The sequence below is a fragment of the Methylobacterium sp. E-012 genome (assembly GCF_057836545.1).
Genome location: NZ_JBYQEY010000001.1, coordinates 4,367,826 through 4,385,132, shown reverse-complemented (window position 1 = coordinate 4,385,132; position 17,307 = coordinate 4,367,826). Strand labels below are relative to the sequence as shown.

Sequence of the window (17,307 nt, the reverse complement as noted above, 5' to 3'; positions counted from 1 at the left end):
ACGGAATGATCGGGAGATCGCGTTCGATCGGCTCAGCTCCTGGCCACACGCGTCGCCCCACGTTCCGATCCCAGCCAGACCCATGCCGCAGTCCGGTCCGCGCGCGGACCGGGCGACCGAAGCGGCCGCGTTGCGCCGCGGCGGCGCCCCTATCGGGAGCCGTGCGCTGCGGTCCATAACCTAGAGCGCTTCCAGACCGGAACCAGAACTTGGATCAGGCTGGCGGACATGTCGCAGTGCGGCAGCGACAGGTCCCGCGCCCTGCGCCGAGCCCTGGGGCATCGTCGCGAGAGGGGCCCGCCGGTTTTCAGAAAAAGGCGATGCCGATCAAAAAGCTAGCGGATCGCACCGGTTCCGGTCTCCGGCGCGATGCGCTATGCCCCTGGCCGCGGAAGGCCCCCCGATCCCGCCCGGAGACGCATGGAATCCGATCCCCTCGTCCTGACCTGGCGTGCCGCGCGGCGTCTGCATGCCGCGGCGGCGGCCCTCGCGGTCGGGATCGGCGTGCCGCTCTGCGCGCTGGCCCTCCTCTGCCTGCGCGACCTCGTGGCACTGCTGCCCCGCGACGGGGCGGCGGCGCTGCCCTTCCTGCGCCTCGCCGTGCCGCTCCAGGGCGGCGAACTCGTCCTGGCACCCGGCCTGCCGCTGCGTCCCGCCGGGCTCGAATTCGCGGCGTTCCTGTGCATCGCCGCCTGCGCGCTGATCCTGGCGGCCCTCGGCTGGTGGGTGGCGCGCCTGTGCTTCAAGGCCCAGAACCGGGCCGCCGACGCGGTCCGGGACAGCGTCCTGCGGGCGATCCTCGACGCCCCGGCCGGGGCGCGGGACGAGGCGCGCAGCCTCGCCCGCCTCGTCGGCGACATGCTGGCGCGGGCCGACCGACTGCTCGCCGCCGGGATCGTCCTGCCGGCGATGACGCTCGCCGCCCTGATCCTCGCCCTCGGCTTCGCCGCGCTGGCGGCGCCCCGGCTGGTCCCGGCGGCAATGGCCGGCCTCGCGGCGGTCGGCCTCGCCTACGGGCTGGTGCTGGAACGGGCGCGGGATCGGCAGGAGTTACGCCTGCGCACCGGCGCGCGGGCGGAGGAGAACCTGAACGACCTCGTCCGGCGCCTGCCGGCCGTGCGCAACCACGGAGCCGCCGCCCTGGAACGGACGCGCATCGCGGCCCGCGTGAGCGCGATGCGCGGCACCGTGGCCCGCGCCGAGGCGCGGCTGGCCTATGCCCGGGCGCCGGCCCTCGCCCTGGCGGTGATCCTGCCGGCGATCGCGGTCGGCACCGCCCTGTGGCGCAGCACGGCGCCGGGGGTGCCGCCGGCGCCGCCGGTGGATCCGGCCGCACTCCTGGCGGCGGCGGGCGCCTTCGGCCTCGCGGGCTGGCTCGCGGCGATCTGCGCGCGCCTCTGGACGGTGCGCCGGGCCGTGCGCCCGCGCTTCCGCGACCTCGCCCGCATCATCGCGGCCCTCGAAGGCCGGCGGGCACGGACCGGCGCCCCCGTGCCGCTGCCCCGGTCGGGGCTCCTGGCGACCCAGGGCGTCGGCGCCTTCGATCCGGTCACGGGCGAGCGGCTGACCGGCGTCGACGTCGCCGTCACCATGCCGGGCCATGTGGCGATCACCGGCAGCCGCGGCAGCGGCGCCCGGGCGCTGGCGGCGGTGCTGGCGGGGCAGGTCGAGCCGACGGCCGGCGCCGTCACCTATGCGGGCACGGACCTGCGCGGCTTCGACGCCGCCGAGCGCGCCCGGCGCATCGCCTTCGCGGCCGGCGAGGCGATCCTCATGGCGGGCTCGCTCCGGCAGAATCTGCTCTACGGCACCGACCCGGCCCGCGCCCCCGACGACATCGCGCTCATCGGGCTCAGCCGGCTGACCGGGCTCGACGGCTTCGTCTACGCCCGCGGCCTGACCGGGCGGCTCGACCCCGCGGCCCAGCCGCGGCTCGCGGCCGCGGTCGTCGCCGCCCGCCGGACCATGCGGGTGGCCCTGGCCGCCAAGGGGGCCGAGCGCCTGGTCGAGCCGTTCGACCCCGACCGCTACAACCATCAGGCGAATATCGGCGAGAACATCCTGTTCGGCGAGCCGGTGGGCGGCGCCTTCTCGCCCCTGCGCTTCGCCCGCCATCCCTACCTGCGGGCGGTGCTGGAGGCCGAGGGGCTGGTCCGGCCGCTGACGGAGATCGGCCTGTCGGTGGCCCGCAGCACCGTGGAGATCTTCGCCGACCTGCCCAACGACCATCCGCTGTTCGACGCCTACTCGCTGTTCCAGGCCTCGGAGCGGGGCTATTTCGAGGATCTCGTCGTGCGCCTGGCCGACGCCGCCAGCCTGCGCCGGGGGCCGGCGGGCCAGCGCGACCGCACGCGCCTGATCGGACTGGCCCTGCGCTACAGCGAGTCGCGCCACCGCTTCGGCCTGATCGACGCCGCGTTCGAGGCGCGGCTGGTCCAGGCGCGGCGCTCCTTCGCGCGGATGCTGCCGGCCCATCTCGCCGGCGCGGTGGAGTTCCACGATCCCGGCCGGGTCAACCCGGCCGCCAGCCTGGAGGAGAACTTGCTGTTCGGCCGGATCAGCCTCGGCGAGGCCAATGCCGAGCCGCGGGTGCGGGCGCTGGTCCGGCGCGTGCTCGCCGAGGAGGGGCTCGAAGCCGCCGTCTACGGGCTCGGGCTGGACAGCAAGGTCGAGATCCAGCCGAGCACCGGCGCGCTGGCGGACGGGGCGATCAACGCCCGCGAGCGGATGGCGATCGAGCTGGTCCGCTGCCTCGCCCGCGAGCCCGACATCCTAGTCGTCGCCCTCGCTCCCGACGAGCGGAGGGAGGACCTGCACGACCGCCTCCTCGGGCTGCGCCGGGCGCGGGCCGGGCGCGGCCTGATCGTCTGCCTGCCCGGGACCGCCGTGTCGGAGGGTCTCGCGCCGTTCGACGCGGTGATCGCGGTGGAGAACAGCGCGGTGGTGGGACCGGTGACGGTGCCCGCGGAGGCCGAACTCGCCCCGGCGGGTTGAGGCGGCCCCGGTCGGGAGATTTCGGGGCGCAGCCGTCCTTCGACGGGGGCGCGCTAACGCGGTCGCGCCGCGATCAGGACCTCGCGCTTTCGGAGGCGAGACACGGTCGCCCGCGTCCGGATCGAGCGGGGTGCCGATGATACATTGTCCTGGACTTGAATAGCCGTCCCCTTGCAGAGACAAGCTCGGCAGTTCATTGATACGGCGCCTTGAGCGAGCGTCATGCCCCGAGATAACAAGATCAAGGCGGGTATCGCCGCAAGACTATCGCTCCGAAGAAGATGACGGCTCTTGCGCAGCCCAGCCTTCCTAGCCCTCTGCGCATGCGCCTATCTCGGCACCGATCACGCCGCCGCGCAGACCGGCCGACCCCGCGACCTTGAGGAGTTGTCCGTCGTCCTCGACCGCGCCCCCACGCCTGCCGACGCCGAACCGTGGGCCGCGCGCGGCGATGCGGGGCCAACCCCGCCGGGCGGCACAGCGCCCGGCGTCGGGATCACGTTCGGGGGGGGCCGCGACGACGATCACCCGGCGGGACGCGATCGCCGATCGGCCGGCCGCCGACATAGGCTCGATCCTGCTCGACAGCCCCGGTGTCACCGTGCGCCAGGGGACGGGCGGCCGCGACGTCATCGTCTCGATCCGGGGCGCCAACGCCCGTTCCACCGGCGTGAACCGCTCCATCGCCGTGGTCGAGGACGGCTTCCCGCTGACTCAGCCCGACGGTGGCTCGCGCTTCGACCTCACCGACCCGCACGCCTACGCCGACGTCACCGTCCTGCGCGGGCCGCAATCGGCGCTGTTTGGCAACTACGCCACCGGCGGCGCCATCGCGTTCCGGACCCGCACCGGCGCCGAGATCGACGGCTACGAGGTCGGTGCCGACGCCGGTTCGTTCGGGTATCTCAACACCTACGCCGCCGCGGGGCGGGCGAGCGGCCCGTTCGATCTCGCCCTGTTCCTCAGCGACGCACGGGCGAACGGCTACCAGGATCATGCGAGCTACGACACGCAGACGGTCAACCTGATCGCGCGCTACGCGCCGACCCCGGACGACCGATTCACCATCAAGGCCATCGACAACCAGCTGCACGCCGATGTCCCGGCGCGCGCGTCGCTGGCGCAGTACAGGATCAACCCCTACCAGCGCGGCTGCGCGGCGGCGGCCACGGCAGCGCCGGGCTGCACGACCTACGCCTACTTCGCCAACGGCGCCTACGGCGCGACGGTGGCCGTGACGGCGAGCGAGGCGGCGCTGCTGCGCGACGACAGGCGCACCGTCCTCGGCCTCCGCTACGAGCACGAACTCGATGCATTCACCACCTGGAGCGCGCAGGCGGTGCTCGATGAGCGCAACTTCTTCCAGCCGTTCTACACCGCCTCACCCCAGGGTTCGTACCCGTCCCAGAACCTCCTCACCGACGTGACCCGGCGCGCCGACCTGTTCGGTCTGCCGGCGACCGGCTACGCGGCGCTGTCCTACGACCGGATCGAGACCCACGCCGCGATCTACACCCGCGCCCCTTACGGCGGACCGCGCCTGGGCGCGCTGACCAGCGACCAACGGGCGGTCCAGGACAACCTCGGCGCCCGGGCTCGGGTGGAGCTACAGCTGTCCGAACGGTGGTCGGTGGCGGCCGGGCTCGGCGCGCAGGCGACCGGCGTCGCGGGCGCAACATCTTCTACACGACGACCCCGGGCGGCACGGCTGGAGCTGGGGTCGGCGTGGACCGCACCTTCCTCAACGCCGCGCAGGACCTGTCGCTGACCTACCGGCCCAGCGCGGACTGGCGGTTCCTCGCCCGCGCGGCGACCGCCTACGCGACTCCGGCGGCCACCAGCCTGTTCATCACGCCCGCCGGAATACCGGGCAACAACACGCTGCTGAGGCCGCAGCGCAACCTCGGACTCGACCTCGGCGCGACCTGGATGCCGCTGCCAGGACTGCAACTGTCGGTCACCGGCTTCTACGAGTTCCTGCGCGACGAACTCGTCTCGCAATCGCCCGGCGGCGGCCTCCTGCCGTTCATCGTCAACGCGCCGGCCTCGGAGCACCGCGGCGTCGAGGTCGGCGCGACCTGGGCGTCTCCGGACGAGTGGCGGGCGACGCTGGCCTATACCCACGACGACCAAGTCTACACGCGGTACACCGAGCAACTCAGCGCGGGGGCGAGGACCGCCACGTTCGATCGGGCGGGCCGGCACATCCCGGGTGTGCCCGTCGATGCGGGGCTGGTACGGCTCGGCCACGAATGGACGACCGGCCTGCTGCACGGCCTCGGGGCGTTCGTCGAGGTGGTCTCCCAGAGCGGTTTCCCGCTCGACAACGCCAACGTGCTGAAAGCCCCGGGCTTCGGGATCGTCAACCTCAACGTCCACTACGACCGAGCGCTCTCGGGTCGGGCGGATGCCGGCTTCGCCAAACGCGTGAGCGTCTATGTCGAGGCGCGCAACGTGCTGGGCCAGGTCTATACGAACGCCGCCCAGAACGTCGCCGACACGATCAGCGCGGTGAACGGACAGCCGAACGGAGCGCGCGTCCTGGCCCAGGCGACCGGCTCCGTATTCGCGGGTGCGCCGCGCAATTTCGTCGGCGGTGTACGCGTGGCGTTCTGACGATGAGGGCCGCGCGTCATACATCGGGCGATGGCCGGTTTCTGGAGCCGTGCCGGCCGCCATCGGCTTCGACCGCGCAGCGCACGTCGCCAAGCCCCGGACGACGGCCCGAAACGGATCAGCCGCGCCCGTCCGTCGGTGCGGTCCGAGCCACAGCCTCACCGCCGCCGCAATGGCCCGGCAAGCCGATGGCCCGCGTCCGTCCGGCGCCATTCCGGCCGATCCAGTGCGGACGGTTCATGCCTCGAACGCTCCCGATAACGCTCGCCGCCGGTCTGGCGCTCCTGGTGGCCCATGGCGGCCCGGCCGCCGCGCAGGCCGGGAAGGCCGAGGCGCCGATCCCGGCCGCCACCCTGGCGCTGATGGCCCACAAGGGTGTCACGGCCGCGTCCCCGGTCCTGTTCCGGGCGTACAAGAAGGAATCCGAGATCGAGGTCTGGAAGAAGGGCCCGTCGGGCTACGTCTTCATCAAGACCTTCCCGATCTGCCGCTGGTCCGGGCAGCTCGGGCCCAAGCGCCGGAGCGGCGACCGGCAGACCCCGGAGGGGTTCTACACGGTGCCCCGGGGCCAGATGAACCCGAACTCGCACTACTACCTGTCCTTCGACGTCGGCTACCCCAACGCCTACGACCGGGCCCACGGGTCCACCGGCTCGGCCGTGATGGTCCACGGCATCTGCTCGTCGATGGGCTGCTTCGCCATGACCGACGGCACGGTCGGCGAGATCTACGCCATCGCCCGCGACGCCCTAAAGGGCGGGCAAGCGGCGTTCCAGTTCCAGTCCTACCCGTTCCGGATGACCGCCGAGGCCATGGCCCGGCACCGGCTGGACCCGAACATCGCGTTCTGGCGCGAGCTCAAGGCCGGGTCCGACCGGTTCGAGGCGAGCCGCGAGGAGCTCCAGGTCTCGGTGGTCGCCGGCCGCTACGCCTTCGCCCCGTCCCGGAATCCCGCCGTGGAGGCGGCCGTGGCGACCCGGCGGGCCGTGGAGGACGCGCGGATCGCCGCCCTGGCCGAGACCGGGGAGCCCGCCGTGCGCATCACCTATTCCGACGGGGGGCAGAACGCCTTCTGGGCGGCCTACACGGCCCGGGGCGGCACGGTCGGCGACATCAGCCGCCCGGAGGCCCTGGCCTTCGCCGGACAGGAGGTGGTGGTCGTGCCGGCGCACCGCGCCCCGCGCCCGGTGCCCGAATCCGTCTGGGCCGCCTGGGCCGCGGCGGATTCCGTGCTGTCCCCCCGGCGGATGGTCGGCTTCGTCCCGGTCTACGAGCGCGCCGCCGACCCGTTCGGGGCGCTGGCCGCCCCCCTGCCGACGCGCTACGGCGACAGTCTGCCCTCCTGGCTCGCCGCCGGCCTCGGCGGCCGGGTTCCCGGCTCCCCGAATCTGCCCGGCGCGACGCCCGGTCTCCTGGCCTCGGCCGAAGGCCCTTGAGGCATGCAAGCGCCCGGCCCGGCGACCCATCCGTGTGCGAAGACGCACATCACGGGGGCTCTCGGCACACCAATTCATGGTACGGCAGGGGACGAACGGTACTCTCGTTCCGTCGGCCTGCCGTAATCAGAGCACTCTTCCCGGAACGGCGACGGGGTTTCGATCGTAACGGATCGGGATTGACGTCCGCAGATTCGTGATCGCCATGTCCAATCGTTTTGAGCCGGCCCTCCCGGCGGCCGACCAAGACCTCGTCCTCCGGTTCTGGGGCGTGCGCGGCTCGACCCCGGTCAGCGGCCCGCAATACGCGGAGTTCGGCGGCAACACGCCGTGCCTGGAGGTGCGCTGCGGGCAGCGCCTCTTCATCGTGGACGCGGGCTCGGGCCTCTACAATCTCGGGCAGGGCCACCGCACCGACCTGCCCCGGGAAGTCGACCTGCTGTTCAGCCACCTGCATCTCGACCACACGGCGGGTCTGCCGTTCTTCAAGCCCGCGGTCCTCGACTGCGACCGCGTGATCAACACCTATTGCGGCAATCTCGGCGGCGAATCGGCCGGGCCGACCCTCGACCGCCTGTTCGCGCCGCCGCTCTTCCCGGTTACCCTCGACAAGCTGTGCTGCACCTTCCACCACCACGGGTTCGAGGCGGGGCAGACCCTAACCTTCCCGGACGGGGTGCGGGTCGACACGATCCCGCTGAACCATCCGCAGGGCTCGGTGGGCTACCGGTTCGAGCATGGCGGCCGGCGCCTGTGCCTGATCAGCGACATCGAGCACAGCGATCCCTGGCCGGACCCGGAGCTCGCCCGGTTCGTCGCCGGCGCCGACCTGATGGTCTATGACGGCATGTTCACCGACGGCGAGTACCCGACCTGCCGGGGCTGGGGCCATTCCACGTGGCAGAAGGGCGTCGAGCTGGCGCGGGTCGCGGGCGTGAAGGCGCTGGCCATCATCCACCTGCATCCGGCCCATTCCGATACGGCGCTCCGCGACATGGAGGCCGATCTCCAGGCCGAGATGCCCACCGCCTTCATCGCCCGCGAATCGCAGAGCATCACCGTGGGCACCCCCCGGACCGTGACCCGCCGTCCCGCCGTGGCGCGCGAGGTGCGCCGCCGGATCAAGGTCGCCTGAACCGCCTCAGGCGGAGCGACCCGCCGCCCGGGCCCTGCGCGCCCGGTCGAACCGCCGGAATCCGAACAGCACGAACAGGGCGACGCCGATCGTCAGGATGCTCCAGCCATAATTGCTGACGAGCTGGGCGTCGATCGGATGGCCGATCCAGCCGAGGGCGACAAGCAGCCCGAAGGCGGCGATCGCCGCTGAAACGAGCATCCCGACAATCATCGAATTCTCCGGCGAACCGCGCCCGCACCGTCCGACGCGGCGCGCGAGACCGGAAGAATGCGCGGGACCGGCAGCCGTTCCGTGCCTCCGCCGGGCATGTCCCCGGCACTGCGGGACCCCGTAGCGGGGGCCATACGGCGTCAGGAAGCGGCGCAAACCGCGATCTTCGCACCGCACCTGATTGCAACGCCCTCGGGCCCCGCTCTAAGTAGGCGCCCTGACGGCGCCCCGGGGCGCGCGCGGAACCCGAGACCACGGCGATGACCGGCCACCAGAACACGACCGCGGGCCCGACCGCGGATACGGCGGCGAACACGCCCCAGGACAGCGGCCCCGCCACCATGGCCGGCCCCAATCTGCTGCGCCCGCAATCCCAGCTCGTGACGATCTACGGCGGCTCCGGCTTCCTCGGTCGGCACGTGGTGCGGGCGCTGGCCAAGCGCGGCTACCGGATCCGCGTGGCGGTGCGGCGGCCGGACCTGGCGCTGTTCCTGCAGCCCCTGGGACAGGTCAACCAGATCGTGGCCGTCCAGGCCAACCTGCGCTACCCCGAGTCCGTGGCCCGCGCCGCCGAGCGCGCGGACGTGCTGATCAACCTCGTCGGCATCCTGCAGGAGACCGGATCCCAGAGCTTCGCGCGGCTGCAGGTCGAGGGCGCCGAGACGATCGCCCGGGCGGCAGCCCGGCAGGGGGCCCGGATGATCCAGGTCTCGGCGATCGGGGCGGACCCGGCCTCGCCGTCGCTCTACGCCCGCACCAAGGCCGAGGGCGAGGCCAAGGTCTTCGCCGCCTGCCCGGACGCGGTGGTGTTCCGGCCGTCGCTGATCTTCGGCCCCGGCGACGGCTTCTTCAACCGGTTCGCCGGTCTCGCCCGGGCCCTCCCGGTCCTGCCGCTGGCCGGCGGGCAGTCGCGCTTCCAGCCGGCCTTCGTGGGCGATGTCGCCGAGGCGATCGCCCGGGCGGTCGACGGCACGGTCGCGGGGGGCCGGGTCTACGAACTCGGCGGCCCGGAGGTGGGCACGCTGGAACACTTCGTGCGCTACATGCTCAAGACGATCCAGCGCAAGCGCGTCGTGGTCGATCTGCCCCTGCCGGTCGCCAAGCTTCAGGCCCGCATGCTGGAGGTCGCCGACACCCTGACCTTCGGCCTGCTGCCGGACTCGCTCAAGCTCACCCGCGATCAGGTGATCCTGCTCCAGAACGACAACGTCGTCTCCGAAGCGGCGAAGGCCGAGGGCCGGACCTTCGAGGGCCTCGGCATCCTCCCGACCGCCGCCGAGGCGGTGGTGCCGGGCTACCTCTGGACCTACCGCAAGGCGGGTCAGTTCGCCACCGATCGGGACGAGGAGCTGCTGTCCGAAGTGCCTGACACGCTGGCATCGAAGCCCATGGCGGCCGGCTCGCAGCACAGGCCCCAGACCGCCTCCGGCCCGGCGATCGGCGCCGATGCCGGCAGCTCGCCGGGGCGGGGCGGCGGAAGCGTGCGCTGGGGCACCCGGAAGCCGGGCTAGATGGCGCATCCCAGCCCGAGCCGCGCGCAAGCGGCGCCCGCGCACCGCGAACCGGCGGTCCGGGCGTGAGGCGCATCCTCGTCACCGGCGCCGCCGGCTTCGTCGGCGGCCACGTCCTGCCGCTCCTGGCGGCGGCGGGGGATCGCGTCGCGGGGATCGGCCGGGGGCCGTCCCCCCGCCTGCCGGAGGGCGTGACCTACGAGACCGTCGACCTCCTCGACGACGCCGCCCTCGGCGGCTTCGTGGACCGGTTCCGGCCGACCGCGATCCTCCACCTGGCCGGCCTCGCCTCGGTGGCGGATTCCGCCAGCGGGCCCGGGCAGACCTGGCGGGTGAACGTCAACGGCCTGATGAACCTCGTCGCCGCCGTGGAAGCCGTGCCGGACTGCACGTTCTTCTTCGTCAGCTCCGGCGAAGTCTACGGCAGCGCCTTCCTGGCCGGCCACGCCCTCACCGAGGCGGCCGAGCCGCTGCCGCGCAACACCTATGCCCGGTCAAAATGGGTCGGCGAGCAGCTCCTGCACGACCTGCTGCCCCGGATCGGCGTGAAGCTCGTGGTGCTGCGGCCGTTCAACCATATCGGACCCGGCCAGGACGAGCGCTTCGTGGTGGCCTCCTTCGCGGGCCAGATCGCCCGGATCGAGGCCGGGCTGGTGCCGCCCCGCCTCGAAGTCGGCAACCTCTCCTCGCACCGCGACTTCCTGGACGTGGCCGACGTGGCGCAGGCCTATGCCGATCTCATCGGCCGGGCGGAATCCCTGGCGGATGGCAGCGTGTTCAACATCAGTTCCGGCGCACCGCGGACGATCGCGAGCGTGCTCGAGGACTTGCGCACCCGGGCCCGCGTGCCCTTCGAGATCCGGATCGCCCCCGAGCGGGTGCGCCCGGCCGAGATCCCGATGGCGGCGGGCGATGCCGGCCGGTTGCGCGCCACCACCGGCTGGCAGCCGCGGGTCGCGTGGGACGCCGCCCTGAACCGGGTGCTGGACGATGCCCGGGCCCGGCTGGCGGCCGCGCACGGCGCCGGGTGAGGGCGCGCGTCGCCGCTACCGCACCACGCCCTTCGCGGTGAGCGCCGCCCACGCCCCCGCCGGGTCGTCCAGGCACTCCGCCAGGATCTCCGCACTCGAATCCCCCAGGCTCGGCGGCATCCGGCGGACCGGCAGCCGCCGCCCATCGAGGCGGTAGGGCGGGGCGATCACGTGCGCGTTCCCGGAGCCCTCGACCACGAGCCCGGCCTCCCGGGCCCGGTCGCAGGTCAGCGCCTCGCGCAGGCCCATCACCTCGCCGCAGGGGATGCCCGCCGCCCGCAGCCGGGCGATCAGCGGCGCGCGTTCCCACGTGGCGAGTTCGGCCTCCAGGATCGGGATGAAGGCGGCGCGGTTCTTCGAGCGGTCGAGATTGGTGGCGAAGCGCGGATCGGCGACGAGGTCCGGCCGCGCCAGGACCTGCTCGCAGAAGCGGCGGTACTGGGCGTTGTTGCCCACCGTGATCACCACCGGCCCGTCCCCGGCCTCGAACACCCCGTAGGGCACGATCGACGGATGGGCGTTGCCGTAGCGGGGCGGGTCAATGCCCCGGGCGAGCGCCTCCAGGCCGTAATAGGAGGTCAGGGCCACGCCGCAATCGAACAGAGCGAGGTCGATGGTCCGGCCGCGCCCGGTCCGCTCCCGCTGGAACAGGGCCGCGAGCACGGCCTGGGCGGCGTATTGCCCGGTGAACAGGTCGACCGCCGCGACCCCGAACTTCAGCGGCGGCCCCCCGGCCTCGCCGTTGAGTGCCATCACGCCCGATTCGCCCTGCACCACGAGGTCGTAGCCGGGCCGGCCCGCCTCGGAGCCGGCCGGGCTGTAGCCGGCGATCGAGCAGTAGATCAGGCCGGGATTCTCGGACGCGAGCGCCGCGTAGCCGAGGCCGAGCTTCTCGGCCCCGCCGGTCTTGAAGTTCTGGACAAGCACGTCGCTGTCGCGGGCCAGCGCCCTGACGATCGCCAGTCCCTCCGGCGTGGCGAGGTCGACGCCGATCGAGCGCTTGTTGCGGTTCACGCTGTCGAAATACGAGGTGTTGCCGGGGGTCGTGGTCACCCCCCAGTCGCGGGTGTCGTCGCCGCGCTCCGGATGCTCGACCTTGATCACGTCGGCCCCGAGATCGCCGAGCACCTGCGCGCACCACGGCCCCGCCAGGACCCGGGACAGGTCGAGGACCCGGATCCCGGCGAGCGGGAGGTCGTGAGCCGGATCAGCATCCATCGGAGGGCTCCTCGGTGCGGGGGTCGCGCATCATGAATGTCCCGGAGTCAAAAGGTTTTCGACCCTTTGGGAACCTGCTCGTCATCAGCTAGGCGCCCATCACGCCGTCGAGGCTGCGCACGGCGGCGATCAGTTTCGGACGCGCCACCTCCATGAGGAAGCGCGGATCGGTGATGACCGTCGGGGCGCCGCAATTGACCGACATCGGCGGCAGGCCGCCGCCGGGATGGAACCCCACCGCGATGGCGCAGACCGTCTCCTGCCATTCGCCGAACGAGGTGCAGCAGCCGATCTCCCGGTGCTCGGCCACCGCCCGGTCGAGGCCGGCGCGGAGGGCGGGCCACGCCACCGGGTCGAGGGCCTTCAAGTCCTCGTAGATGCCCACGCGCTCGCGGTCCGGGCAGATCGCCACGTAGGCCCGGCCCATGGCGCTGCGGGCGAGCGAGATGCGCGAGCCGGTATCGAGGTTGAGGGAGATCGCCGCCGGGCCGCGCTGGCAGTCGACGTAGCGCATGCTCAGCCGGTCGCGGACCCCGAGCCCCACCGAGGCGTTGGCCGCCTCCGCCACCGCCCGCAGGACCGGCCGGGCGATGCCGCGCACGTCGAGCCCACCCAGCGCCGCCGAACTGAGGGCGATGGTCGCGGTGCCGAGCCGGTAGCGGCCGAGCTCGGGCATGTGCTGGAGATAGCCGAGTCTGGTCAGGGTGTAGGTGAGCCGCGACACGGTGGAGCGGGGCAGCCCGCAGGCCTCGGCGATGTCGTGGTTGGCGAGACTCGTCCGCCCCGGGCCGAAGCAGGCCAGCACCGCCAGCCCCCGGGCCAGCGCCGTGACGAAGTGGCGGTCCTCCTTCGCCCCCTCGGCACCCGGCCCGGCCGGATCGGGCAGCACCGCCCCCTCCGCACTCATCGGCGCAGGAACGCCGCGAAGGCCGCCTGCGCCTCCGGGCTCCGGCGGAGCGCGTGGAACACCTGCGCCTCCTCGGCCAGCGCGCGGGCGACGCTGTCGTCGTGGCCCCGGCGCAGGGCCCGCTTGGTCGCGGTGATCGAGGCCGGGGGCAGGGCGGCGAGCGACCGGGCTCTCGCCATCGCGGTGTCGAGCGCTGCCTCCTCGGGCACCGCGGCGTTGATGAGACCGGCCGACACCGCGTCCTGCGCCGTGAAGGGCTCGCCGAGCAGGAGCAGTTCGGCCGCGCGCTTCGTGCCCGCCGCGAGGGGAAGCAGGTAGCTCGACCCGCCCTCCGGGCTGAGGCCCAGAGCCGTGAACGGCAGGCGGAACCGGGCGCCGGCCCCGGCATAGGCGAGGTCGCAATGCAGCAGCAGGGTCGTGCCGATGCCGACCGCGTGCCCCTCGACGGCCGCGAGCACCGGCTTCGGGCAGGCGCGCAGGGCCTTGAGGAAGGTCAGGCCGGGGCTGTCGCCGGCGGTCTCGACGTCCTGGAAATCCCTCAGGTCGTTGCCGGCGGTGAAGCAGCCGCCCGCGCCGGTGAGCACCACGGCGCGCACGCCCTCGTCGCGTCCCGCCGCGTCGAGGGCGGCGGTCAGGCCGGCATAGGACGCCCGGTCGAGGGCGTTGCGCCGTTCCGGGCGGTCGAGGGTGACCAGCCGGATCCCGGGCTCCGGATCGGCGACGCGGAGGCTCACGGGACGGCCGCGCCGGCATAGTCCCCGGAGAGGCCCGCGAGGCCGGCCCGGGCCGCCGCGTAGTCCCGGGCGAGCCGGGCCACGAGGTCGGCGGTGGCCGGCGCATCCGCGATGGTGCCGACCCCCTGGCCGGCGCCCCAGACGTCCCGCCACGCCTTCACGCTGGCGCTGCCGAAATCCATCGCGGTCTTGTCGCGCACCGGCAGCGCCTCGGGATCGAGCCCGGCGGCGCGGATGCTCGGCGTCAGGTAGTTGCCCGCCACGCCGGTGAAGTACGGGGTGTAGACGATGTCGGCGGCCGCGCTGCCGGCGATCATGTCCTTGTAGGCGGGAACCGCGTTCGCCTCCCGGGTGGCGATGAAGCGGGTGCCCATATAGGCGAGGTCGGCGCCCATGGCCTGGGCGGCCAGGATCGCCGCGCCCGAGGTGATCGCCCCCGACAGGATCAGCGGCCCGTCGTAGAAGCGCCGGATCTCGCCCACAAGGGCGAAGGGGCTGAGCGTGCCGGCGTGTCCCCCGGCGCCGGCGCAGACCAGGATCAGCCCGTCGACTCCGGCCTCCAGGGCCTTCTCGGCGTGCCGGACGGTGGTGACGTCGTGGAACACGACGCCGCCATAGGCATGGACCGGGCGGATCACCGCGTCCGGCGCCCGCAGGGAGGTGATGATGATCGGCACCCGGTGCCGGACGCAGGCCTCGACGTCCTGCGCGAGGCGGTCGTTCGAGGCGTGGACGATCTGGTTCACCGCGAAGGGCGCGATCCTTTTCGCGGGGTCCGCCGCCCGGGCTTCGGCGAGGGTGCGGGTGATCCGCGTCAGCCATTCGTCCAGCAGGTCGGCGGGCCGGGCGTTCAGAGCCGGAAACGACCCGACCACGCCGGACAGGCACTGGGCGATGACCAGATCCGGCCCGGAGACGATGAACATCGGCGCGCAGATCACCGGCAGGGCGAGCCGGCCGCGCAGCACCTCCGGCAGGCGGGCCCCGGAGACCCGTTCGGGACCGTCGCTCACCGCCCGCACTCCGCCGCCCCACAGGCGCTTCCGGGCCGCTCGCCCCGCTCGATGCCGCGCACCGCGATCCTCCCCGTGATTCCGGCGCTCCGCCCGCGACCCCAGCAGCGGTCGTAGCCGGGTCCCAGCCCGCCCAGGGCCGTTTTGATGGCATGGTCCCCCGGCGGTGGTCAAACGGCACCCCCGAGCGCGCTTCTGCAATGCGGAACAGGGGCGGTCGCAGTGTCGGCAGCCGGGATCCATCCTTGACGCAGACCCTCGCTCGGACCAACATTCCGCGAAATTGCAGACGATCATTCTGCATCGCAGAACGACAAGGAGGCTCGGGTTGGTTCGTCAGGAGGTCGATGGCGGCGTGGCCGTGCTCACGCTTGCCAATCCGCCGGTCAACGCGCTCGGCGCCGCGTTGCGGGCGGCTCTGGACGCGGCCTTGGGCCAGGCCATCGCGGACGATTCGGTCCGGGCGATCGTGCTGGCGGCCGCGGGCAAGGTCTTCGTGGGCGGCGCCGACATCACCGAGTTCGGCAAGCCGCCGCAAGCGCCGAGCCTGCCCGACATCCTGGACCGGCTCGATGCCAGCCCGAAGCCCGTGGTGGCGGCGATCGGCGGCGCGGCGCTGGGCGGCGGCCTGGAGCTGGCGATGGCCTGCCACGGCCGCCTCGCGGCGCCCACCGCCACGCTCGGCCTGCCGGAGATCAAGCTCGGGATCATCCCGGGGGCCGGGGGCACGCAGCGCCTGCCCCGCCTGATCGGGCCCGACGCCGCCTTCCCGATGATGCTCACCGGCGCGCCGGTCTCGGCCGAGAAAGCGGCCGCGCTCGGCATCGTCGATGCCGTGGTGCTCGGCGACCTCGTGGCGGCGGCCCGGACCCGTGCCCTGGAGATCGCGGATTCGGGCCGGCTTCCGCGGGTGCGCGACCGGTCGGACAAGCTCACGCCGGAGGCGCGCGAAAAATTCGACGCCCAGGCCGCCGAGGCGGTCAAGCGTGACCCCGACGCCACCAACGTCCACGCCCTGGCCCGGGCCGTGCGCGCCGGCCTGGAGCAGGGTTTCGACGCCGCCGTGGCGGCCGAGCGGGCCGAGTTCCGGGCCCTGGTGGAGGATCCGCGCTCCAAGGCCCTGCGCTATGCCTTCTTCGCCGAGCGCGAGGCGGCCCGGGTTCCGGGACTGGCGAAGGACACGCCCCGCCGTCCGATCCACACGGCCGCTGTGATCGGCGCGGGCACGATGGGCGGCGGCATCGCCATGTGCTGCGCCAATGCCGGCATCCCCGTCACCGTGATCGAGACCGAGGCCGGCGCCCTGGAGCGCGGCCTCGACCGGGTGAAGGACCTCTATGCCGGCTCGGCCAAGCGCGGCTCGATCACCGAGGCCCAGCGGGAGGAGCGGGTCGGCCGGATCACCGGCGCGGTCGGCCTGGAACACGCGGGCGAGGCCGACATCGTCATCGAGGCGGCCTTCGAGGATATGGGCGTCAAGCGCGCGATCTTTTCGAAGCTCGACGGCATCGCCAAGCCTGGGGCGATCCTGGCGACCAACACCTCCTACCTCGACGTGAACGCCATCGCGGCGATGACCGGCCGGCCGCAGGACGTGCTCGGCCTGCACTTCTTCAGCCCGGCCAACGTGATGCGCCTCGTGGAGGTGGTCCGCGCCGAGAGGACCGCCCCGGAGGTGCTCGCCACCGCCCTCGACCTGGGCAAGCGCCTCAACAAGCTGCCGGTGACGGTGGGCGTCTGCTTCGGCTTCGTTGGCAACCGCATGCTGGAGCGCCGCAGCCGCGCGGGCGAACGCCTGCTGCTGGAGGGCGCGCTGCCCCACGCGGTCGACGCGGCGGTCACCGGTTTCGGCTTCCGGATGGGCCCCTTCGCCATGGGCGACCTCGCCGGCCTCGATATCGGCTGGCGCTCGCGCAAGGATTTCGGCGGCCGGGCGCCGATCGCCGACTCCCTCGCCGAGCAGGGGCGCTACGGCCAGAAGACCGGCCGCGGCTTCTACCTCTACCCGGACGGCGCCCGCACCGGCACCCGCGATCCCGAGGTGGACGCGCTCATCGAGAAGACCGCCGCCGAGCACGGCATCGCGCGCCGCAGCTTTGATTCGGAAGAAATCGTGGCGCGGCTGATGTACCCGATGGTCAACGAGGGCGCGCGGATCCTGGAGGAGGGCATCGCGGCCCGGCCCGGCGACATCGATACGATCTGGATCAACGGCTACAACTGGCCGGCCTGGCGCGGCGGCCCGATGCACTGGGCCGACACGGTCGGGCTCAAGACCGTCGCCGGGGCGCTGTCCCGATTCGCGGCCGAGACCGGTGACGACAGCCAGGAGCCGGCCCCGCTGCTGCGGAGGCTGGCGGACGCTGGCGGCCGCTTCGCCGACTGGAAGGCGACGGCCTGATGGCCTGTCGGGCCGCGTCCCGGTTTCGAAAGGTCCGGGACCTTTCGCGGGTGCAGGGCAGCGCCCTGCTGGCGGCCGAGGCCGCATCCGACGGGGCG

13 protein-coding genes are annotated in these 17,307 nt (G+C 73.1%); 8 read left to right on the top strand and 5 right to left on the bottom strand.

The genetic code is table 11. The annotated features are described in order from the left end of the window. The first annotated feature begins 420 nt into the window (after window positions 1-420). The 5 genes from AC3IF1_RS21035 (at window position 421) to AC3IF1_RS21015 (ending at window position 8,181) form a co-directional block, all read left to right on the top strand. Window positions 421-2,994, top strand: coding sequence for an ABC transporter ATP-binding protein (locus AC3IF1_RS21035; protein WP_489219175.1), 2,574 nt, complete (start codon window positions 421-423; stop codon window positions 2,992-2,994). Window positions 2,995-3,445: 451 nt separating this feature from the next. Continuing rightward, window positions 3,446-4,762, top strand: a complete 1,317-nt coding sequence (locus AC3IF1_RS21030) for a TonB-dependent receptor plug domain-containing protein (protein ID WP_489219174.1) — start codon at window positions 3,446-3,448, stop codon at window positions 4,760-4,762. Beyond that, a complete protein-coding gene (locus tag AC3IF1_RS21025) occupies window positions 4,720-5,610 on the top strand; it encodes a TonB-dependent receptor domain-containing protein (RefSeq protein WP_489219173.1) in 891 nt (296 codons plus the stop codon). The genes AC3IF1_RS21030 and AC3IF1_RS21025 overlap by 43 nt, the downstream gene beginning before the upstream one ends. Window positions 5,611-5,849: 239 nt before the next feature. Further along, window positions 5,850-7,046 (top strand): L,D-transpeptidase family protein, encoded by a 1,197-nt coding sequence (locus AC3IF1_RS21020; RefSeq protein WP_489219172.1) that lies wholly within the window; start codon window positions 5,850-5,852, stop codon window positions 7,044-7,046. Between the two features lie 205 nt (window positions 7,047-7,251). Then, window positions 7,252-8,181 carry an MBL fold metallo-hydrolase gene (locus AC3IF1_RS21015; RefSeq protein ID WP_243970722.1) on the top strand — a complete coding sequence of 310 codons (930 nt, stop codon included), beginning with the start codon at window positions 7,252-7,254 and terminating at the stop codon, window positions 8,179-8,181. Window positions 8,182-8,187: 6 nt separating this feature from the next. Here the strand turns inward: AC3IF1_RS21015 and AC3IF1_RS21010 are convergent, their stop codons facing one another. Further along, window positions 8,188-8,394, bottom strand: coding sequence for a hypothetical protein (locus AC3IF1_RS21010; protein WP_489219171.1), 207 nt, complete (start codon window positions 8,392-8,394; stop codon window positions 8,188-8,190). A gap of 341 nt (window positions 8,395-8,735) precedes the next feature. On the opposite strand from AC3IF1_RS21010, the gene AC3IF1_RS21005 reads away from it, so the two are divergent. Both AC3IF1_RS21005 and AC3IF1_RS21000 read left to right on the top strand, forming a co-directional pair. Next, window positions 8,736-9,905 (top strand): complex I NDUFA9 subunit family protein, encoded by a 1,170-nt coding sequence (locus tag AC3IF1_RS21005; RefSeq protein ID WP_489220433.1) that lies wholly within the window; start codon window positions 8,736-8,738, stop codon window positions 9,903-9,905. Between the two features lie 65 nt (window positions 9,906-9,970). Then, entirely contained in the window at window positions 9,971-10,936 is a 966-nt protein-coding gene (locus tag AC3IF1_RS21000) for an NAD-dependent epimerase/dehydratase family protein (protein ID WP_243970726.1), read from the top strand. A gap of 15 nt (window positions 10,937-10,951) precedes the next feature. Here AC3IF1_RS21000 and AC3IF1_RS20995 read toward each other — a convergent pair whose 3' ends face one another. From AC3IF1_RS20995 to AC3IF1_RS20980, 4 genes are all read right to left on the bottom strand, one after another. Continuing rightward, window positions 10,952-12,154 carry a CaiB/BaiF CoA transferase family protein gene (locus AC3IF1_RS20995; protein WP_489219170.1) on the bottom strand — a complete coding sequence of 401 codons (1,203 nt, stop codon included), beginning with the start codon at window positions 12,152-12,154 and terminating at the stop codon, window positions 10,952-10,954. Window positions 12,155-12,242: 88 nt separating this feature from the next. After that, complete coding sequence (locus tag AC3IF1_RS20990) at window positions 12,243-13,043, bottom strand: IclR family transcriptional regulator (protein WP_243970730.1); 801 nt, start codon at window positions 13,041-13,043, stop codon at window positions 12,243-12,245. A gap of 14 nt (window positions 13,044-13,057) precedes the next feature. Beyond that, window positions 13,058-13,795 carry an enoyl-CoA hydratase/isomerase family protein gene (locus AC3IF1_RS20985; protein WP_489219169.1) on the bottom strand — a complete coding sequence of 246 codons (738 nt, stop codon included), beginning with the start codon at window positions 13,793-13,795 and terminating at the stop codon, window positions 13,058-13,060. Next, a complete protein-coding gene (locus AC3IF1_RS20980) occupies window positions 13,792-14,808 on the bottom strand; it encodes an NAD(P)H-dependent flavin oxidoreductase (protein ID WP_489219167.1) in 1,017 nt (338 codons plus the stop codon). The genes AC3IF1_RS20985 and AC3IF1_RS20980 overlap by 4 nt, the downstream gene beginning before the upstream one ends. A gap of 328 nt (window positions 14,809-15,136) precedes the next feature. On the opposite strand from AC3IF1_RS20980, the gene AC3IF1_RS20975 reads away from it, so the two are divergent. After that, the gene (locus tag AC3IF1_RS20975; RefSeq protein WP_489219166.1) at window positions 15,137-17,209 is read left to right on the top strand and encodes a 3-hydroxyacyl-CoA dehydrogenase NAD-binding domain-containing protein; all 2,073 of its coding nucleotides are present in this window, start codon (window positions 15,137-15,139) and stop codon (window positions 17,207-17,209) included. Window positions 17,210-17,307: the final 98 nt, after the last annotated feature.